This is a genomic window from Kitasatospora sp. NPDC059747, assembly GCF_042732955.1.
Classification (GTDB): Bacteria; Actinomycetota; Actinomycetes; order Streptomycetales; family Streptomycetaceae; genus Kitasatospora.
The window spans coordinates 28,367-44,838 of record NZ_JBHWGV010000079.1; the positions used below are offsets into that span (position 1 = coordinate 28,367).

At 72.1% G+C, this 16,472-nt stretch carries 12 protein-coding genes; 9 read left to right on the forward strand and 3 right to left on the reverse strand.

Going from position 1 to position 16,472, the window contains the following annotated elements; genetic code table 11:
- Positions 1-50: 50 nt before the first annotated feature.
- The 3 genes from ACFV4G_RS29245 to ACFV4G_RS29255 all read right to left on the reverse strand — a co-directional run bounded on the left by ACFV4G_RS29245 (position 51) and on the right by ACFV4G_RS29255 (position 4,293).
- Complete coding sequence (locus ACFV4G_RS29245; RefSeq protein ID WP_380445116.1) at positions 51-1,541, reverse strand: S8 family serine peptidase; 1,491 nt, start codon at positions 1,539-1,541, stop codon at positions 51-53.
- Between the two features lie 220 nt (positions 1,542-1,761).
- On the reverse strand, positions 1,762-2,877 hold the full coding sequence (locus ACFV4G_RS29250; protein WP_380445117.1) for an amidohydrolase family protein: 1,116 nt from the start codon (positions 2,875-2,877) through the stop codon (positions 1,762-1,764).
- Positions 2,878-2,880: 3 nt separating this feature from the next.
- Positions 2,881-4,293 (reverse strand): glutamine synthetase, encoded by a 1,413-nt coding sequence (locus tag ACFV4G_RS29255; RefSeq protein WP_380445118.1) that lies wholly within the window; start codon positions 4,291-4,293, stop codon positions 2,881-2,883.
- A gap of 473 nt (positions 4,294-4,766) precedes the next feature.
- On the opposite strand from ACFV4G_RS29255, the gene ACFV4G_RS29260 reads away from it, so the two are divergent.
- The 9 genes from ACFV4G_RS29260 (at position 4,767) to ACFV4G_RS29300 (ending at position 16,334) form a co-directional block, all read left to right on the forward strand.
- A complete protein-coding gene (locus ACFV4G_RS29260) occupies positions 4,767-6,542 on the forward strand; it encodes a 3-hydroxyacyl-CoA dehydrogenase family protein (RefSeq protein WP_380445119.1) in 1,776 nt (591 codons plus the stop codon).
- A 200-nt stretch (positions 6,543-6,742) separates the two neighbouring features.
- Positions 6,743-7,663 (forward strand): TetR family transcriptional regulator, encoded by a 921-nt coding sequence (locus ACFV4G_RS29265; RefSeq protein ID WP_380445120.1) that lies wholly within the window; start codon positions 6,743-6,745, stop codon positions 7,661-7,663.
- 387 nt (positions 7,664-8,050) lie between these two features.
- Positions 8,051-9,388: a crotonyl-CoA carboxylase/reductase gene (gene ccrA / locus ACFV4G_RS29270; protein WP_380445121.1), complete on the forward strand. Its 1,338-nt coding sequence runs from the start codon at positions 8,051-8,053 to the stop codon at positions 9,386-9,388.
- A gap of 10 nt (positions 9,389-9,398) precedes the next feature.
- Positions 9,399-11,429, forward strand: coding sequence for a protein meaA (locus tag ACFV4G_RS29275; RefSeq protein WP_380445122.1), 2,031 nt, complete (start codon positions 9,399-9,401; stop codon positions 11,427-11,429).
- 43 nt (positions 11,430-11,472) lie between these two features.
- On the forward strand, positions 11,473-12,435 hold the full coding sequence (locus ACFV4G_RS29280; protein WP_380445123.1) for an HpcH/HpaI aldolase/citrate lyase family protein: 963 nt from the start codon (positions 11,473-11,475) through the stop codon (positions 12,433-12,435).
- A 4-nt stretch (positions 12,436-12,439) separates the two neighbouring features.
- Positions 12,440-12,943, forward strand: coding sequence for a MaoC family dehydratase (locus tag ACFV4G_RS29285; RefSeq protein WP_045704019.1), 504 nt, complete (start codon positions 12,440-12,442; stop codon positions 12,941-12,943).
- Between the two features lie 151 nt (positions 12,944-13,094).
- Positions 13,095-14,297 carry an acyl-CoA dehydrogenase family protein gene (locus ACFV4G_RS29290; protein WP_380445124.1) on the forward strand — a complete coding sequence of 401 codons (1,203 nt, stop codon included), beginning with the start codon at positions 13,095-13,097 and terminating at the stop codon, positions 14,295-14,297.
- Positions 14,298-14,776: 479 nt separating this feature from the next.
- On the forward strand, positions 14,777-15,469 hold the full coding sequence (locus ACFV4G_RS29295; RefSeq protein ID WP_329926306.1) for a phosphatidylserine decarboxylase: 693 nt from the start codon (positions 14,777-14,779) through the stop codon (positions 15,467-15,469).
- Entirely contained in the window at positions 15,456-16,334 is an 879-nt protein-coding gene (locus ACFV4G_RS29300) for a CDP-alcohol phosphatidyltransferase family protein (RefSeq protein ID WP_380445125.1), read from the forward strand. Before ACFV4G_RS29295 ends, ACFV4G_RS29300 begins: the two co-directional genes overlap by 14 nt.
- Positions 16,335-16,472: the final 138 nt, after the last annotated feature.

Consider the following 16,472-nt stretch of genomic DNA (forward strand, 5'->3'; position numbering starts at 1 on the left):
CTCAAGTGCTCAGGTGCTCAGGTGCTCGGCTGTTCCACGCGGTCGGCGCGTCAGCGCCACCACTGGACCGCCTTCTCGGCGTTGATGATGCCCGCGCCGTAGAAGCCGTTGTCGTTCTCGTCGCCCTCGCAGGTCGCCTTCCACTGGCCGGCGCCGCCCGGGTTGAAGTCCCCGGTCGGGCAGGCGTGCGACTCGGCCTGGTTGGTCAGCAGCTCGGTCAGCTCCTCGGGGCTGGCCCACGGGAAGGTGCTGGCGAGCAGCGCGACGACACCGGTGACGTGCGGGGTGGCCATCGACGTGCCCTGCATGTAGCCGTACTTGTTGCCCGGGATGGTGGACAGGATCCGGCCGTCCTTGTCCGGGGTGTCCGGGATCTGGTAGCGGCGGTCGCCACCCGGCGCGGCGACGGTCACGACGCCCTTGCCGTAGCTGGAGTAGTACGACTTCTCGCCCTTGACGCCGACGGCGGAGACGGCGACGACGCCCGGCAGCTCGGTCGGCAGCGACAGGCAGTCGTTGGTGACCGGGCGGGTGCCCGGGGTGGTGTCGTCCGGGCTGGAGACGTCGGTGGTCTTGTGGGCCAGGTCGATGTTCTCGTTACCGGCCGCGGCCACGTTGAGGACGCCCTTGCGCTGCGAGAACGCGACCGCCTTGCGGACGGCGGCGGTGATCGCCTCCTGGTCCTTGTCGTTCGGGCAGTTGAACATCCACGGGTCGACGTAGTAGCTGTTGTTGGTCACCTTGAAGCCGTGCTCGCCGGCCCACACGAAGCCGCAGACCGCGTTCTCCGGGTAGATGAAGCCGCCGTCGTCGACGACCTTGACCGCCGCCAGCTTCACGTTCGGCGCGATGCCGACGATGCCCTTGCCGTTCTTGGCGGCGGCGATGGTGCCGGCCACGTGGGTGCCGTGGTCGCTGGTGGTCGGCTGCCAGGCCTTCCAGTCGGTGTTCGGCTTGCCGTCGACGCAGGAGACCGACTGCGAGGCGTCCACGTTGGGGGCCAGGTCCTCGTGGGTGGCGTCGATGCCCGAGTCCAGCACGCCGACGGTCACGTTGCGGCTGCCGAGCGAGATCTTGTGCGCCTTGTCGACGCCGATCTGGCGCATGTCCCACTGGTTGGCCTCGTACGGCTCCTGACCGGCGGCGGGGGCCGCGGCGGGCTCGGCGGCGACGTCGGCCTTGCCCTGGTCGGCGGCGAGGATGCCCTTGGTGCGGCTCGCGCCGACCGAGTCGACGCCCTTGACCTGGCGCAGCTTCTCGGCGAACGCGGTGTCGTTCGAGCGGGCGACCACGACGCCGATCTGCTCGTAGGAGTACACCACCGTGCCGCCCAGGGTGGTGATCGCCTTCTCCACCTTCTGCACCTGGCCGTGGTTGGCCTTGGTGTTGACCACGTAGCTCAGCAGCGGGCCGGTGGTCGAGCCGGCCGCGGGCGCGGGCGCCGCGACGGCGGTACCGGCCGGGAGCGCGAGGGCGCCCGCCGTGGCGAGCACGAGGCCCACCGCCGCGTACCGGGTCCGGCTGATCCGAGAAACACGCATAGGGGTAGACCCTCCCGAGTCGTCATGCAACAGCTGCGGCAGCAGGTGCGATGGAGTGATCGGGACGCTAATGAATATTTACTAAGAAAAGCAAGAGGTAGTCATCTAATCGTCACAACTAGACCAACAGCGGAGCCCAGGAGTCCGCAGGTCAACCGGCAAACAGTCGGTCATAGTGTTAAAAAGTGATGGTCCACGGGCCGGTTGGGACGCCTACCACCTAAAGGGTGTACAACCGGCGGGCATTGTCCGCGGCGACCATCCGGGCCAGCCGCTCCGCGTCGGCCGCCGAGCAGGCGCCGGCGGCCCGCCACTCCGCGAGCAACTCGCCCAGCCCGTAACGGAACTGGGCGGCGCCGACCAGGTACAGCTCGGGCAGGCCGTACGCGTCGGTGGAGAACAGCAGCTTGCCGAACGGCGCCAGCTCCAGCATCTCGCCGAGCACCGCCGCCACCCGGGGGCCGGTGTACGAGGCCGTCAGACCGAGGTCGACGTACACCGTGGGGAAGGCCTGCGCGAGGAACGCGGCCTGCCGGTGGTACGGGTAGCAGTGCAGCAGCACGAGCGGGACGCCGCTCGGCTCGGCGGCGCGGACGAAGGGGGTGAGCAGGGCCGGGTCGGCCAGGTGCAGGGTGAGGTCGGGATCGCCGAAGCCGGTGTGGAGCTGGATCGGCAGGCCGAGCTCGGCGCACACGTCGACGGCCGTCCACAGCAGGTGGTGCAGGAGCACCGGGTCCGTCAGCCGACCGCGCCCGGCGCGCTGCCAGGCCCCCGCCGCGGCCACCACGGCGGCCCGGGCGGGCCGTTCGGGCGGGACCGCGAGGCCGCGCCGGTAGGCGATGACGGACTTGACGGCGACGGCCCCGGCGGCGGCCCCGGCCAGGGCGTCGCGGACGGCCTCCGGCCAGCCCCCGGCCGTCGCGGGCACCGCCTCGGCGACCGTCTCCAGCCGGATCACCTCGCGCACCCGGACCCGGGCGGCCTCGGCGAACTCGCCGAGCGGGAGCAGCGGGCGGCCCGCGGCGGAGGTGAGCCCGGTGTCGATCAGGCAGGTGTCGAGCGCGGCGGCGGCCAGCAGTCGGCCGGTGGCCTCGGCAGCACCCAACTCCCTTCTGCGGGCGAGGTATTCGTCGGCCGGCGCATGGGCGGGCAGGCCGAGCGCGGGCGGGCACCAGCGCCGGACGACGAGGCCGAGGGCGCTGTCGAAGGGCGTGGTGCCGGGCGCGGGCGGGCGGTCCGACTCGGTGAGCAGCCCGGCCAGGGCGTCGTCCGGGAGGTCGGCCGCCACCACGCTGTGGCAGTGGTGGTCGACCAGCGCGGGGACGTCGAGGAGCACCGGTCAGTACCGCCAGCGGGTGGCGGCCACCATGCGTTCGGGGGTGGTGTCGGCGTACTGCTCGGCCTCGGCCCGGCGGACCGCGAGCACCGCCTGGTAGAGCGGTTCGCCGAGGGCCTCGCGGAGCACCGCCGAGCGCTCGTAGGCGGCGATCGACTCGGCCGGGCGGGCCGGCAGCCGGGGCACCGTGCCGGGCGCGGCGGCGGCCGGATCGCCGGTGAACTCCGGTGGCAGGGCGAGGCGCTGCTCCATGCCGGCGAGTCCGGCGGCGAGCACGGCGCCGACCGCGAGGTAGGGGTTGGCGCTGGCGTCGAAGCACTTGACCTCGGCGTTGGCCGCGGCGGAGCGCTCCCCCGCCGAGCCGGTGACCAGGCGCAGCGCGGCCTCGCGGTTCTCCAGGCCCCAGCACTGGTAGGCGCCGGCCCAGTGCGAGGGCACGAGCCGCAGGTACCCGGCGGGGCTGGAGCAGCCGAGCACGAGCAGCTCGGGCAGCGCGGCGAGCACGCCGGCCAGGAAGCCCTCGGCCTCGGCGGTCAGGCCGTGCGGGCCGGAGCCGCCGCGGCCGAGGTTGCGGCCGTCCCGCCAGAGGCTCAGGTGGAGGTGGCCGCCGTTGCCGACCGTGCCGGCCTCGACCACGGGTGCGAAGGAGACCCGCAGGCCGTGCCGGTTGGAGACGGCACGGATGGTGTGCCGGACCAGGACCGCGGTGTCGGCGGCGGCGACCGGGCCCTCGGGGGCGACGGAGACCTCGAACTGGCCCGGCGCGTACTCGGGGTGGATCTGCAGGACGTCGAGCCCCTGCTCGCCGAGGGCGCGCAGGACGTCCCGCAGGTAGTCGGAGAGGTCGGTGAGGCGGTGCATCCCGTACGCGGGGCCGTGGGTGGGGTACTGCGGCTCGTCCGCCGGGGCGCCGGCGAGGGCGGCCACCCACTCGACCTCGATGCCGGCCTTGAGGCCGATGCCGCGCGCGGCGGCCGTGGCCTCCATCCGGCGGGCGAACAGCCGCTGGCAGCCGGGGTGCGGGGTGCCGGCCTGGGTGTGCCGGTCCCCCGGGGCCCAGGCCCAGCCGGGCTGGGCGGCGAGCGGGACGACCCGGCCGAGGTCGGGGTACAGGCGCAGGTCCCCGGTGGGGCCGCCGATGATCGGGCTGGTCGTGATGGCGTCGTCGGCGAGGAACACGTCGAAGCAGGGGGCGGCGCCGACGCCCCACTGGGCGGCGTGCACGAGGCCGCCGAGCGGCACGGCCTTGACCCGGGTGATGCCGGCGTTGTCCACCCAGGTGACGGCGACCGCCTCGACCCCGGCCGCGCGGAGCCGGTCGGCGGCGGCCTCGGCCTGCCGGGCGCGCTCGGCGCGCGGGGGCAGTTCGACGGCGGCGTGGGCGTCCACGGCGACGGCGATGGTGTCAGCAGTCATGCCTTCATGCTGCCCCTCCGGGTGGGTCCGCGTAACTCCTCGATCGGGTGGTTGGAACGGACGCGCGTCCTCCCGTTCACCCGTTCGGGGTGGGGTGGTTTTGCCGCCGTCCGCCCTCTTCCTACTGGGCAGTAGCTTCGCTACAGTGGCCGCACGCACCGCCGTCGGGCTTCGGGAGCCGCACCGACGGGTGCCGTGCGTCCTTCACCGGCCGGTGCCGCGAACCGCGGCGGGCCGGGTTTCCCTCCTCGCGTCAGCGCCGCTCCGTTCACCTCCGAGCGCCTGAGCACGACGGCACACCCGCAGTTCGGCCGGAGCGGACCGGCCGCCGCGCGGGTGGGCCGCACCCGTCATCCCTCCAGCCCCCGCGCGCGGACCCTCCTCCGGCGGGCTGCCGCCCCCTGCGTACGCACGGGCGCGGCGGCACGTCCGCCGGAGCGCGCGCGGGCCCTTCATGACTAGGAGTCAGGACCATGCAGCGTCCCTTCCCCACGGTCGCCGTGGTCGGCCTCGGCACGATGGGTGCCGGCGTCGCGGTGGCGGTCGCCAAGAGCGGCCGCCGGGTGATCGGCATCGAGGCCACCGAGGACTCGGCCGCCCGGGCCCTGGCCCGGATCGAGGAGGCCACCGCGCACGCCGTCGAGCGCGCGCGGATCACCGCCGAGGAGCGCGCGGCCCTGCTCGCGCAGATCTCCGTCGGCCACGAACTCTCCGCCGCCGCGGGCGCCGACCTCGTGATCGAGGAGGTGCCCGAGCAGCTGGAGCTCAAGCGTGAGGTCTTCGCCGAGCTGGACCGGATCTGCCCGCCGGAGACGGTGCTCGCCACCGGCACCACCGCGCTGTCGGTGACCCGGATCGCCGCCGCGACCGCCCGCCCGGACCGGGTGCTCGGCCTGCACTTCTTCAACCCGGTCCACACCATGAAGCTGGTCGAGGTGGTCCGCACGGTGCTGACCGCCCCGCAGGTCGCCGAGGACGCCGCCGGGTTCGCCCGGGACCTCGGCAAGGAGCCGGTCGCGGCCGGCGACCGGGCCGGTTTCGTGGTGAACGGCCTGCTGTTCGCGTACCTGAACCAGGCCGCCGCGATGTACGAGTCCAAGTACGCCTCGCGCGAGGACATCGACGCCGCGATGCGGCTCGGCTGCGGCCTGCCGATGGGCCCGCTGGCACTGCTCGACCTGATCGGCGTGGACACCGCGCGGACCGTCCTGGAGGCGATGTACGAGCAGTCCAGGGACCGCCTGCACGCGCCCGCGCCGATCCTCGGCCAGCTGGTGTCGGCCGGTCTGCTGGGCCGCAAGTCCGGCCGGGGCTTCTACACCTACGAGGCGCCGGGCTCCTCCAAGGCCGTGGACGCGGCCACCGGCCCGGCGCGGCCGAAGGTGGCGGGCCGCGAGGTGCGGACGGTCGGCGTGTGCGGCTCGGGCACGATGGCGACCGGCATCGCCGAGGTGTTCGCCAAGTCCGGGTACGCCGTGCTGCTGGCCGCGCGCAGCCAGGAGAAGGCGGACCGGGCCAAGGCGCAGCTGGCGAAGTCGCTGGAGCGCTCGGTGGCGAAGGGCCGGATGGGCGCCGAGCAGCGGGACGCGGCGCTGGCCCTGGTGACGCCGGTCGGGCAGTACGCGGAGCTGGCCGAGGTCGACCTGGTGGTCGAGGCGGTGGCCGAGGACCTGGCGGTCAAGCGGGAGCTGTTCGCGGCCCTGGACAAGATCGTCCGGCCGGGCGCGGTGCTCGCCACCACCACCTCCTCGCTGCCGGTGATCAGCTGCGCGACCGCCACCTCGCGGCCGCAGGACGTCGTCGGCATGCACTTCTTCAACCCGGCGCCGGCGATGAAGCTGGTCGAGGTGGTCTCCACCGTGCTGACCGCGCCGGACGTCACCGCGACCGTCCTGGACCTGTGCGCCAAGGTGCGCAAGCACCCGGTGGAGTGCGGGGACCGGGCCGGCTTCATCGTCAACGCGCTGCTCTTCCCCTACCTGAACGACGCGGTGCGGATGCTCCAGGAGCACTACGCGACGGTGGACGACATCGACACCGCGATGAAGCTCGGCTGCGGCTACCCGATGGGCCCGTTCGAGCTGCTGGACGTGGTCGGCCTGGACGTCTCGCTGACCATCGAGCAGGTGCTGCACCAGGAGTTCCGCGAGCCGGGCCTGGCCGCCGCGCCGCTGCTGGAGCACCTGGTGGCGGCGGGCTGCCTGGGCCGCAAGACCGGCCGCGGGTTCCGCGACCACGCGCGCCGGTGACCGTGCCGCAGCCCGGCGGCGCCGCTCCCCGCGGGGCGGCGCCGGCCGGGAGCGCGCCGACGGCCGGGCAGCCGCGCTCGGCCTGGAACCCCGGGACGGTGTCGGCCCGCTGGCCGCGCCCGGCCGTGACCGGCCCGGTCTCACCGGTCCGCCGGGGAAGGGCCGCCGGGGCGCAGCCGGGGCCGTGTAGCGTTCCGGACATGGATCGGGTTCAGTCAGCCACCCCGCAGCAGTCCGCCGCACCGCGCGCCGCCGACCGGCCGGCCACGTCGGCCGGGGGCACCGGCCCGGACGCCGGCCCGGGCAGCCGCCGGGCCGCGGCGCAGCGCCTGCAGATGCGCCAGGACCTGGCCACGGCCGCGATGGACCTGTTCGCCTCGCAGGGTTACGAGGAGACCACCGTCGACCAGATCGCGGCGGCGGCCGGGGTCGCCCGGCGCACCTTCTTCCGGTACTTCCGGTCGAAGGAGGAGGCGATCTTCCCGGACCACGACGACACGCTCGTCCGGGTCGCGGACCTGCTGGCCAGCGCCGAGCCCGAGGAGCACCCGCTCGACGTGGTCTGCCGGGGCATCAAGGAGGTGCTGCGGATGTACGCCTCCACCCCGGGGGTGTCGGTCGCGCGGTACCAGCTGATCCGCCAGGTGCCGGCGCTGCGCGAGCGGGAGATCGCCGTGGTGGCCCGGTACGAGCGGCTGTTCACCCGGTACCTGCTGGGCCGCTTCGACACCGGCGAGGACATCCCTTCGGGCTGGCAGCGCGGCGGCGAGGACGACTCGATGCTGGCCGAGGTGTCGGCGGCGGCCGTGGTCGCGGCGCACAACCACGTGCTGCGGCGCTGGCTGCGGGCCGGCGGCCGGGGTGACGTGGAGGCGCAGCTGGACCACTCCTTCGAGGTGATCCGGCGGACCTTCTGGGCGTCCAGCGCGCCCGGTGCCAGGCGCCGCGGGTCCCTGGTGGCACCCGGTGCCAGTGGGGCGCCCGGGGAGGTGCTCGCCGAGAGCGCACTGAGTGCCAGCCCCGGAGGTGAGGTACTCATCACAGTCGCCCGGACGGACGCTCCGCTGGACGTCGTGGTGGACAGCATCCGGGCCGCGCTGAGCGGCTCCGGGCACATCTGACGGGAGCATTTCCGCAGGTCACGGAGGAAACGAAGGTCAAAAAGGGCCCGCGCCGAGGAATCGGCGGCGGGCCCTTTTCGTCCCCGTTCGGGTGTCCATGACAGCCGCCGGAAGTCGGCCAAATTCCTGACACCCGGTGTCTTTACGGCTGGCACAGGGTGCCACTACGTTGTTACTCACCAGTCGCGGCGCCGCGGCTCCCCACCTCGGCGCGCCGTCGTCCGGTGTTCCCACACCCCGGGAGCAGAGCGAGTACCACCCGGCCCACGGCCGGGCCGACCAGCCTGACCCCGCCCACCACCCACCACAGCGAAGCCGGTGTCCGCTCCCGGCCTTCCCCAGACGCCCTGTGCGCCCTCACACAGGTACGCCTCCGGAGGCAGAGCCATGCAGCAAATCCTCGACGCGATCCTCAGCAACGACGCCACGGCGGAGGACTTCGCAGCGATCCAGCTCCCCGAGTCCTACCGGGCGGTCACGCTCCACAAGGACGAGGAGCAGATGTTCGCCGGCCTCGACAGCCGCGACAAGGACCCCCGCAAGTCCCTCCACCTCGACGACGTCGCCCTGCCCGAACTGGGCCCGGGCGAGGCCCTCGTCGCCGTCATGGCCAGCGCGGTCAACTACAACACCGTGTGGAGCTCGATCTTCGAGCCGGTCTCCACCTTCGGCTTCCTGGAGCGCTACGGCCGGCTGTCGCCGCTCACCAAGCGCCACGACCTGCCGTACCACGTCCTCGGCTCCGACCTGGCCGGTGTCGTCCTGCGCACCGGTGCCGGCGTCAACGCCTGGAAGCCCGGCGACGAGGTCGTCGCCCACTGCCTCTCGGTCGAGCTGGAGTCCCCGGACGGCCACAACGACACGATGATGGACCCGGAGCAGCGCATCTGGGGCTTCGAGACCAACTTCGGCGGCCTGGCCCAGCTGGCCCTGGTGAAGACCAACCAGCTGCTGCCCAAGCCCAAGCACCTCACCTGGGAGGAGGCCGCCTCCCCCGGTCTGGTCAACTCCACCGCCTACCGCCAGCTGGTCTCGCGCAACGGCGCCGGCATGAAGCAGGGCGACAACGTGCTGATCTGGGGCGCCAGCGGCGGCCTCGGCTCGTACGCCACCCAGTACGCGCTGGCCGGCGGCGCCACCCCGATCTGCGTGGTCTCCAGCCCGCAGAAGGCCGAGATCTGCCGCGCCATGGGCGCCGAGGCGATCATCGACCGCTCGGCGGAGGGCTACCGGTTCTGGAAGGACGAGCAGAACCAGGACCCGCGCGAGTGGAAGCGCCTGGGCTCGAAGATCCGCGAGTTCACCGGCGGCGAGGACGTCGACATCGTCTTCGAGCACCCGGGCCGGGAGACCTTCGGCGCCTCGGTGTACGTCACCCGCAAGGGCGGCACCATCGTCACCTGCGCCTCCACCTCCGGCTACATGCACCAGTACGACAACCGCTACCTGTGGATGTCGCTCAAGCGGATCGTCGGCTCGCACTTCGCCAACTACCGCGAGGCCTACGAGGCCAACCGCCTGGTCGCCAAGGGCAAGATCCACCCGACCCTGTCGAAGGTCTACTCCCTGGAGGAGACCGGCCAGGCCTCCCTCGACGTGCACCACAACAAGCACCAGGGCAAGGTCGGCGTGCTGTGCCTGGCCCCCGAGGAGGGCCTGGGCGTGCGCGACGCGGAGTTCCGCGCCACGCACCTCGACGCGATCAACCGCTTCCGAAACGTCTGAGGCCGATCCGATGACCGAGCCGCAGAAGCGCGACCGGCCCTGGCTGATGCGCACCTACGCCGGACACTCCACCGCGAGCGACTCCAACGCGCTCTACCGGCGGAACCTGGCGAAGGGCCAGACCGGCCTCTCCGTCGCCTTCGACCTGCCGACCCAGACCGGCTACGACTCCGACCACATCCTCGCCCGCGGCGAGGTCGGCCGGGTCGGCGTGCCGGTGGGCCACGTCGGCGACATGCGCACCCTGTTCGACGGCATCCCGCTCGAACAGACCAACACCTCGATGACGATCAACGCCACCGCGATGTGGCTGCTGGCGCTCTACCAGGTGGTCGCCGAGGAGCAGGGCGCCGACGCCGCCAAGCTCACCGGCACCACCCAGAACGACATCGTCAAGGAGTACCTGTCGCGCGGGACGCACGTCTTCCCGCCCGGCCCGTCGGTGCGCCTGATCACCGACATGATCGCCTACACGGTCGGCAACATCCCCAAGTGGAACCCGATCAACATCTGCAGCTACCACCTGCAGGAGGCCGGGGCCACGCCCGTCCAGGAGATCGCCTACGCGATGTGCACCGCCATCTCGGTGCTCGACGCGGTGCGCGACTCCGGGCAGGTGCCGGCCGAGCGCATGGGCGACGTGGTCGCGCGGATCTCCTTCTTCGTGAACGCCGGCGTGCGCTTCGTCGAGGAGATGTGCAAGATGCGCGCCTTCGCCCGGCTGTGGGAGAAGGTCACGCGCGAGCGCTACGGCGTCGAGGACCCCAAGCAGCGCCGGTTCCGCTACGGCGTGCAGGTCAACTCGCTGGGCCTGACCGAGGCGCAGCCGGAGAACAACGTCCAGCGGATCGTGCTGGAGATGCTCGCCGTCACGCTCTCCAAGGACGCCCGCGCCCGGGCCGTCCAGCTCCCGGCCTGGAACGAGGCGCTGGGCCTGCCCCGGCCGTGGGACCAGCAGTGGTCGCTGCGGATCCAGCAGGTGCTCGCCTACGAGTCCGACCTGCTGGAGTACGGGGACATCTTCAACGGCTCCGAGGTCATCGAGGCCAAGACGGCCGAACTGCTGGCCGGCGCCGAGGCGGAGATCGCCAAGGTGCTGGAGATGGGCGGGGTGATCCCGGCCGTCGAGTCCGGCTACCTGAAGTCCAACCTGGTCTCCTCGCACGCCGCCCGCCGGGCCCGGATCGAGTCCGGCGAGGACAAGATCGTCGGCGTCAACTGCTTCGACACCACCGAGGAGAGCCCGCTCACGGCCGACCTCGACACCGCGATCATGGTCGTCGACCCGGCCTCCGAGCAGTCCGTCCTCGCCGCCCTGGAGGCCTGGCGCGGACAGCGCGACGAGGCCGCCGCCCAGGAGGCGCTGGCGGAGCTCAAGGCCGTCGCCGCCACCGACGCCAACCTGATGCCGGCCACGCTCGCCTGCGCCCGGGCCGGCGTCACCACCGGGGAGTGGTCCTTCGCCCTGCGCGAGGTCTTCGGCGAGTACCGCGCCCCCACCGGCGTCGGCGGCGCCCCGGTCGCGGTCGCGGCCGAGCCCGGCGGCGAACTGGCCGCCGTGCGCGCCGCCGTGGCCGCCACCGCCGAGGAGCTGGGCGCCGGCAAGCTGCGCCTGCTGGTCGGCAAGCCCGGCCTGGACGGGCACTCCAACGGCGCCGAGCAGATCGCCGTCCGGGCCCGCGACGCCGGGTTCGAGGTGGTCTACCAGGGCATCCGGCTCACGCCGGAGCAGATCGTCTCCGCGGCCGTCGCGGAGGACGTCCACTGCGTGGGCCTGTCGATCCTCTCCGGCGCGCACTCCGAGCTCGTGCCCGACGTGCTGCAGCGCCTGCGGCGGGCCGGGGTGGAGGATGTCCCGGTGATCGTGGGTGGCATCATCCCGGCAGCGGACGGCGAGGCCCTCAAGGCCGCCGGCGTCGCCGCCGTGTTCACCCCGAAGGACTTCGGCATCACGACCATCATCGGCCGGATCGTGGACGAGATCCGGCTGGCCAACAAGCTCCAGCCGTGGACGCCCGCACCGGCCCCGGCCACGAACTGACCAGCTGACCAGCTGACCACTGGGAAGGAACAGAACCACCCTCATGACCACTGTCAACCGCCTGCGCCCGCGCCGCTCCTGCCTCGCCGTGCCCGGCAGCAACCCGCGCTTCCTGGAGAAGGCCCAGGGCCTGCCCGCCGACCAGGTCTTCCTCGACCTGGAGGACGCCTGCGCCCCGCTGGTCAAGGAGAGCGCCCGCCACACCATCGTCGACGCCCTCAACAACGGCGACTGGGGCGGCAAGACCCGCGTCGTGCGCGTCAACGACTGGACCACCCACTGGACCTACCGCGACGTGATCACCGTCGTCGAGGGCGCCGGCCCCAACCTCGACTGCATCATGCTGCCGAAGGTCCAGGACGCCGAGCAGGTCAAGGCGCTCGACCTCCTCCTCACCCAGATCGAGAAGACCATGGGCTTCGAGGTCGGGAAGATCGGCATCGAAGCGCAGATCGAGAACGCCAAGGGCCTGATCAACGTCGACGCCATCGCCGAGGCCTCGCCCCGGCTGGAGACCATCATCTTCGGCCCCGCCGACTTCATGGCCTCGATCAACATGAAGTCCCTGGTGGTCGGCGAGCAGCCCTCCGGCTACAACGCCGACGCCTACCACTACATCCTGATGCGCATCCTGATGGCCGCCCGCGCCAACGACCTCCAGGCGATCGACGGCCCGTACCTGCAGATCCGCAACCAGGAGGGCTACCGCGAGGTCGCCGGGCGCTCCGCCGCCCTCGGCTTCGACGGCAAGTGGGTGCTGCACCCCGACCAGGTCGCCGCCGCGAACGAGATCTACTCGCCCTCGCAGGAGGACTACGACCACGCCGAGCTGATCCTCGACGCCTACGACTACTGCACCTCCGCGGCGGGCGGCGCCAAGGGCTCGGCGATGCTCGGCGACGAGATGATCGACGAGGCCAGCCGCAAGATGGCCCTGGTCATCTCCGGCAAGGGCCGGGCCGCCGGCATGGAGCGCACCACCAAGTTCGAGATCCCGGAGGCGTAGCACCATGCAGTTCGGACGCACCTACGAGGAGTTCGAGGTCGGCGCGGTCTACAAGCACTGGCCCGGGAAGACCGTCACCGAGTACGACGACCACCTGTTCTGTCTGCTCACCATGAACCACCACCCGCTCCACATGGACACCAACTACGCGGAGAAGACGACCGACTTCGGGAAGAACGTCGTCGTGGGCAACTACATCTACTCGCTGCTGCTCGGCATGTCCGTCCCGGACGTCTCGGGCAAGGCGATCGCCAACCTGGAGATCGAGTCGCTGCGGCACGTCGCGCCGACCTTCCACGGCGACACGATCTACGGCGAGACCACCGTCCTCGACAAGTGGCCCTCCAAGTCCAAGGACGACCGGGGCATCGTCTACGTCGAGACCAAGGGGTACAAGCAGGACGGCACGGTCGTCTGCATCTTCCGCCGCAAGGTGATGGTGCCGACCGAGACGTACATCAAGGAGCGCGGCGGCGAGCAGCCCGGCCGTCCCACCCCTCTTTCCTGAACCGCTTTTCCCCTCCCAATGCCCCGGAGGGGCAGGCCGCCGTCATCGGCCGACCCCCACCCGGAACGGGGGCCCTGCTGCCGCAGCCACGCCGGCAGGGCCCCCGGCAATCCCCCCCCCCCGACTTTTCACGACAAATCGGAGCCGCACGATGGGACGCCTCGCACAGACCGACGGCCTCACCGAGATCCAGCGGGACATCCTCGCCACCGTGCGGGATTTCGTCGACAAGGAGATCATTCCGGTCGCGACCGAGCTGGAGCACAAGGACGAGTACCCGACCGCCATCGTCGAGGGGATGAAGCAGCTCGGCCTCTTCGGCCTCACCATCCCCGAGGAGTACGGCGGCCTCGGCGAGTCGCTGCTCACCTACGCCCTCGTGGTGGAGGAGATCGCCCGCGGCTGGATGTCCGTCTCCGGCATCGTCAACACGCACTTCATCGTGGCGCACATGATCAACGCCCACGGCACGCAGGAGCAGAAGGACTACTTCCTGCCGAAGATGGCGGCCGGCGAGATCCGCGGCGCGTTCTCGATGTCCGAGCCCGGCCTCGGCTCCGACGTCTCGGCCATCTCCACCAAGGGCGTCAAGGACGGCGACTTCTACGTCCTCAACGGCCAGAAGATGTGGCTCACCAACGGCGGCACCTCCACTCTCGTCGCGGTCCTGTGCAAGACCGACGAGGGCGGCAGCAGCCCGTACAAGAACATGACCACCTTCCTGATCGAGAAGACGGCCGGATTCGGCCCGAACCCGACCGTCCCCGGCCTCACCGTGCCCGGGAAGATCGAGAAGATGGGCTACAAGGGCGTCGACACGACCGAGCTGGTCCTCCAGGACGTCCGGATCCCGGCCGACCGGATCCTCGGCGGCGTCCCCGGCCGCGGCTTCTACCAGATGATGGACGGCGTCGAGGTCGGCCGCGTCAACGTCGCCGCCCGCGGCTGCGGGGTCGCCCGCCGCGCCTTCGAGCTCGGCATCTCCTACGCCCAGCAGCGCTCCACCTTCGGCAAGAAGATCGCCGAGCACCAGGCGATCCAGTTCAAGCTCGCCGAGATGGCCACCAAGGTCGAGGCCGCCCACCAGATGATGGTCATGGCCGCCCGCAAGAAGGACAGCGGCGAGCGCAACGACCTCGAAGCCGGCATGGCCAAGTACCTCGCCTCCGAGTACTGCAAGGAGGTCGTCGAGGACGCCTTCCGCATCCACGGCGGCTACGGCTTCTCCAAGGAGTACGAGATCGAGCGCCTCTACCGCGAGGCCCCGATGCTGCTCATCGGTGAAGGAACTGCGGAGATCCAGAAGATGATCGTCGGACGCCGGCTCCTGGAGGAGTACCGGATCGCCGAGTGACCTCCGGGCCACCCCGGCTCGACGGGTGGCCCCCGGAACAGCCGGCCGACGGGCGTGCGGGCCCGTCCCGGCATCCCGCCGTGCCACGACGGCCCCGGCCTGGTCCGCCTGGGGTCCGGCACGGCCCCGGAAGCGGCCGCAGGGCGTAGAGCTGCAGCTACGCGCCCCGCGGCCGCTTCCGCACGCCGTCGCGGCGCCGTCCCGGGGCGTCCGGGAGCGGATGGCGCGGACGCGGCGTTCCCCCGGCGCACCCGCTGAGACAAGAGTCACCAGGCCCGTCCGGGCCCTTGGGAACCGGACGGGGCCGAGCTACGGTCGTATGAGTAGGCGTGACCTCGCGCCTGCGGAACGAGCAGGCGGGTTGCCCACCCACCGTGTGCTCCCGATAGCATCCACCGGGACAGCAGCCGTCCCTCTCTTACCCGATCCCGCGGTGGCCCCCGTCCAGCGGCCATGATCCCCCGCGACAAAGGTCTTCGATGCCCATCAGCCCGTCCCCTCACACCTCCGTCACGGACCGCGATGCCCTCGCAGCCACGACGGCCGGTCGGCGACCCCGCGTGACCATCGCGCGCGGAGCCACCCCCTGGTTCGTCCCCACCCTCGCCACGGCCGCCGTGACCACCGCCCTCACCCGGCGCAGCGGCAAGTGGGCCCTGGCGGCGGTACCCGCCTGCGCGCTCGGCGCGGGCATGCTGTGGTTCTTCCGCGACCCCGAGCGTGAGATCGGCACGGGCAGAGTGATCTCCCCCGCCGACGGCGTGGTGCAGAGCATCGACGCCTGGCCGGACGGCCGCACCCGGGTCGCCATCTTCATGAGCCCGCTCAACGTCCACGTCAACCGCGCGCCGCTGCCCGGCACGGTGACGTCGGTCGAGCACGTCGCGGGCGGGTTCGTGCCCGCGTTCAACAAGGACAGCGACCAGAACGAGCGGGTCGTCTGGCACTTCGACACCGAGCTCGGCGACATCGAGATGGTGCAGATCGCGGGGGCCGTGGCCCGCCGCATCGTGCCCTACGTCGACGCCGGCACCAAGGTCGCCCAGGGCGACCGGATCGGCCTGATCCGGTTCGGGTCCCGGGTCGACACCTACCTGCCGGCCGGCGTCGAGGTCGGCGTCGAGGTCGGCCAGAAGACCACAGCCGGGGTGACACGCCTTGACCGTGACTGATCCTGAGACCATCGTCGGCCTGGACGACGAGGAGACGGCGCTGCGCCGTCGCCGCTGGGCACGCGACCGCGAGCTCCGCGCGCCGCGCTCGCCGCAGCACCTGTCCACCGCCGACTTCCTGACCCTGGGGAACGCCGTCTGCGGCTTCCTGGCGATCTACTCGATCACCACCGGGGTCCTGATCCCGCACATCACCAACCCGGACGTCGCTCCGGACCGGCACAGCGCCGCCACCGCGGTGACGCTGCTGCTGATCGGCTCGATGTGCGACCTCTTCGACGGCCTGGTGGCGCGCAAGCTGCGCTCCTCCGCCCTGGGCGCCGAACTCGACAACCTGGCCGACCTGATCAGCTTCGGCATCGCGCCGGCCTACTTCGTCGCGGTCTGGGGCATGGTCTCGCAGGGCTCCAACCGGCCGCTGTCCGCGCTGATCGCGCTGACGGTGCTGCTCGCGGTGGTCCTGCGGCTGGCCCGCTTCTCGGCCGTGAAGATGCGGCCCGGGGTGTTCCAGGGCATGCCCTGCCCGATGGGCGCCATGACGGTCATCGCGATCGTGCTGCTCGACCCGCCGTTCCTGCCCGGTCTGGTCGCCATCTTCGGCGCCGCGTACCTGATGGTCAGCCGGATCGAGTACCCGAAGCCGCAGGGCCTGCTGGCCACCGCCACGCTGTGCTGGATCGTGGTCTCCATCGGCTGCCTGGCCGCGTGGGCCACCGGCCTGCCGGGCGGCGACCTGCTCCTGCACGTCGGCGCCTTCGCCCAGATCGCGCTCGCGGCCATGGCGCCGCTGCTGGTCATCCGGCGCAAGGTCGGCCAGAAGGTCGGCGACGTCCGCGCCCGGCGGGCGGAGTCGCGGCTCGGCTGAGCCTCCCGCGTACGAAGCGCTATGACGAAGGGGGGGGGGGGCCCGGGGGGCGCGCCCGCCCCGCGCGCCGACGGACCCTCCCGGGCGCGCCGGCCCCCCCGGCGGCGCGGGCGGGGCGCTCCGAGCCCCGCGCCGGCG

Excerpts from the sequence above, each read along its gene's own strand:
- ACFV4G_RS29245 (WP_380445116.1), bottom strand. The coding sequence starts at position 1,541 with ATGCGTGTTTCTCGGATCAGCCGGACCCGGTACGCGGCGGTGGGCCTC.
- ACFV4G_RS29255 (WP_380445118.1), bottom strand. The coding sequence starts at position 4,293 with ATGACTGCTGACACCATCGCCGTCGCCGTGGACGCCCACGCCGCCGTC.
- ACFV4G_RS29260 (WP_380445119.1), top strand. The coding sequence starts at position 4,767 with ATGCAGCGTCCCTTCCCCACGGTCGCCGTGGTCGGCCTCGGCACGATG.
- ACFV4G_RS29265 (WP_380445120.1), top strand. The coding sequence starts at position 6,743 with ATGGATCGGGTTCAGTCAGCCACCCCGCAGCAGTCCGCCGCACCGCGC.
- ccrA (WP_380445121.1), top strand. The coding sequence starts at position 8,051 with ATGCAGCAAATCCTCGACGCGATCCTCAGCAACGACGCCACGGCGGAG.
- ACFV4G_RS29275 (WP_380445122.1), top strand. The coding sequence starts at position 9,399 with ATGACCGAGCCGCAGAAGCGCGACCGGCCCTGGCTGATGCGCACCTAC.
- ACFV4G_RS29280 (WP_380445123.1), top strand. The coding sequence starts at position 11,473 with ATGACCACTGTCAACCGCCTGCGCCCGCGCCGCTCCTGCCTCGCCGTG.
- ACFV4G_RS29285 (WP_045704019.1), top strand. The coding sequence starts at position 12,440 with ATGCAGTTCGGACGCACCTACGAGGAGTTCGAGGTCGGCGCGGTCTAC.
- ACFV4G_RS29290 (WP_380445124.1), top strand. The coding sequence starts at position 13,095 with ATGGGACGCCTCGCACAGACCGACGGCCTCACCGAGATCCAGCGGGAC.
- ACFV4G_RS29295 (WP_329926306.1), top strand. The coding sequence starts at position 14,777 with ATGCCCATCAGCCCGTCCCCTCACACCTCCGTCACGGACCGCGATGCC.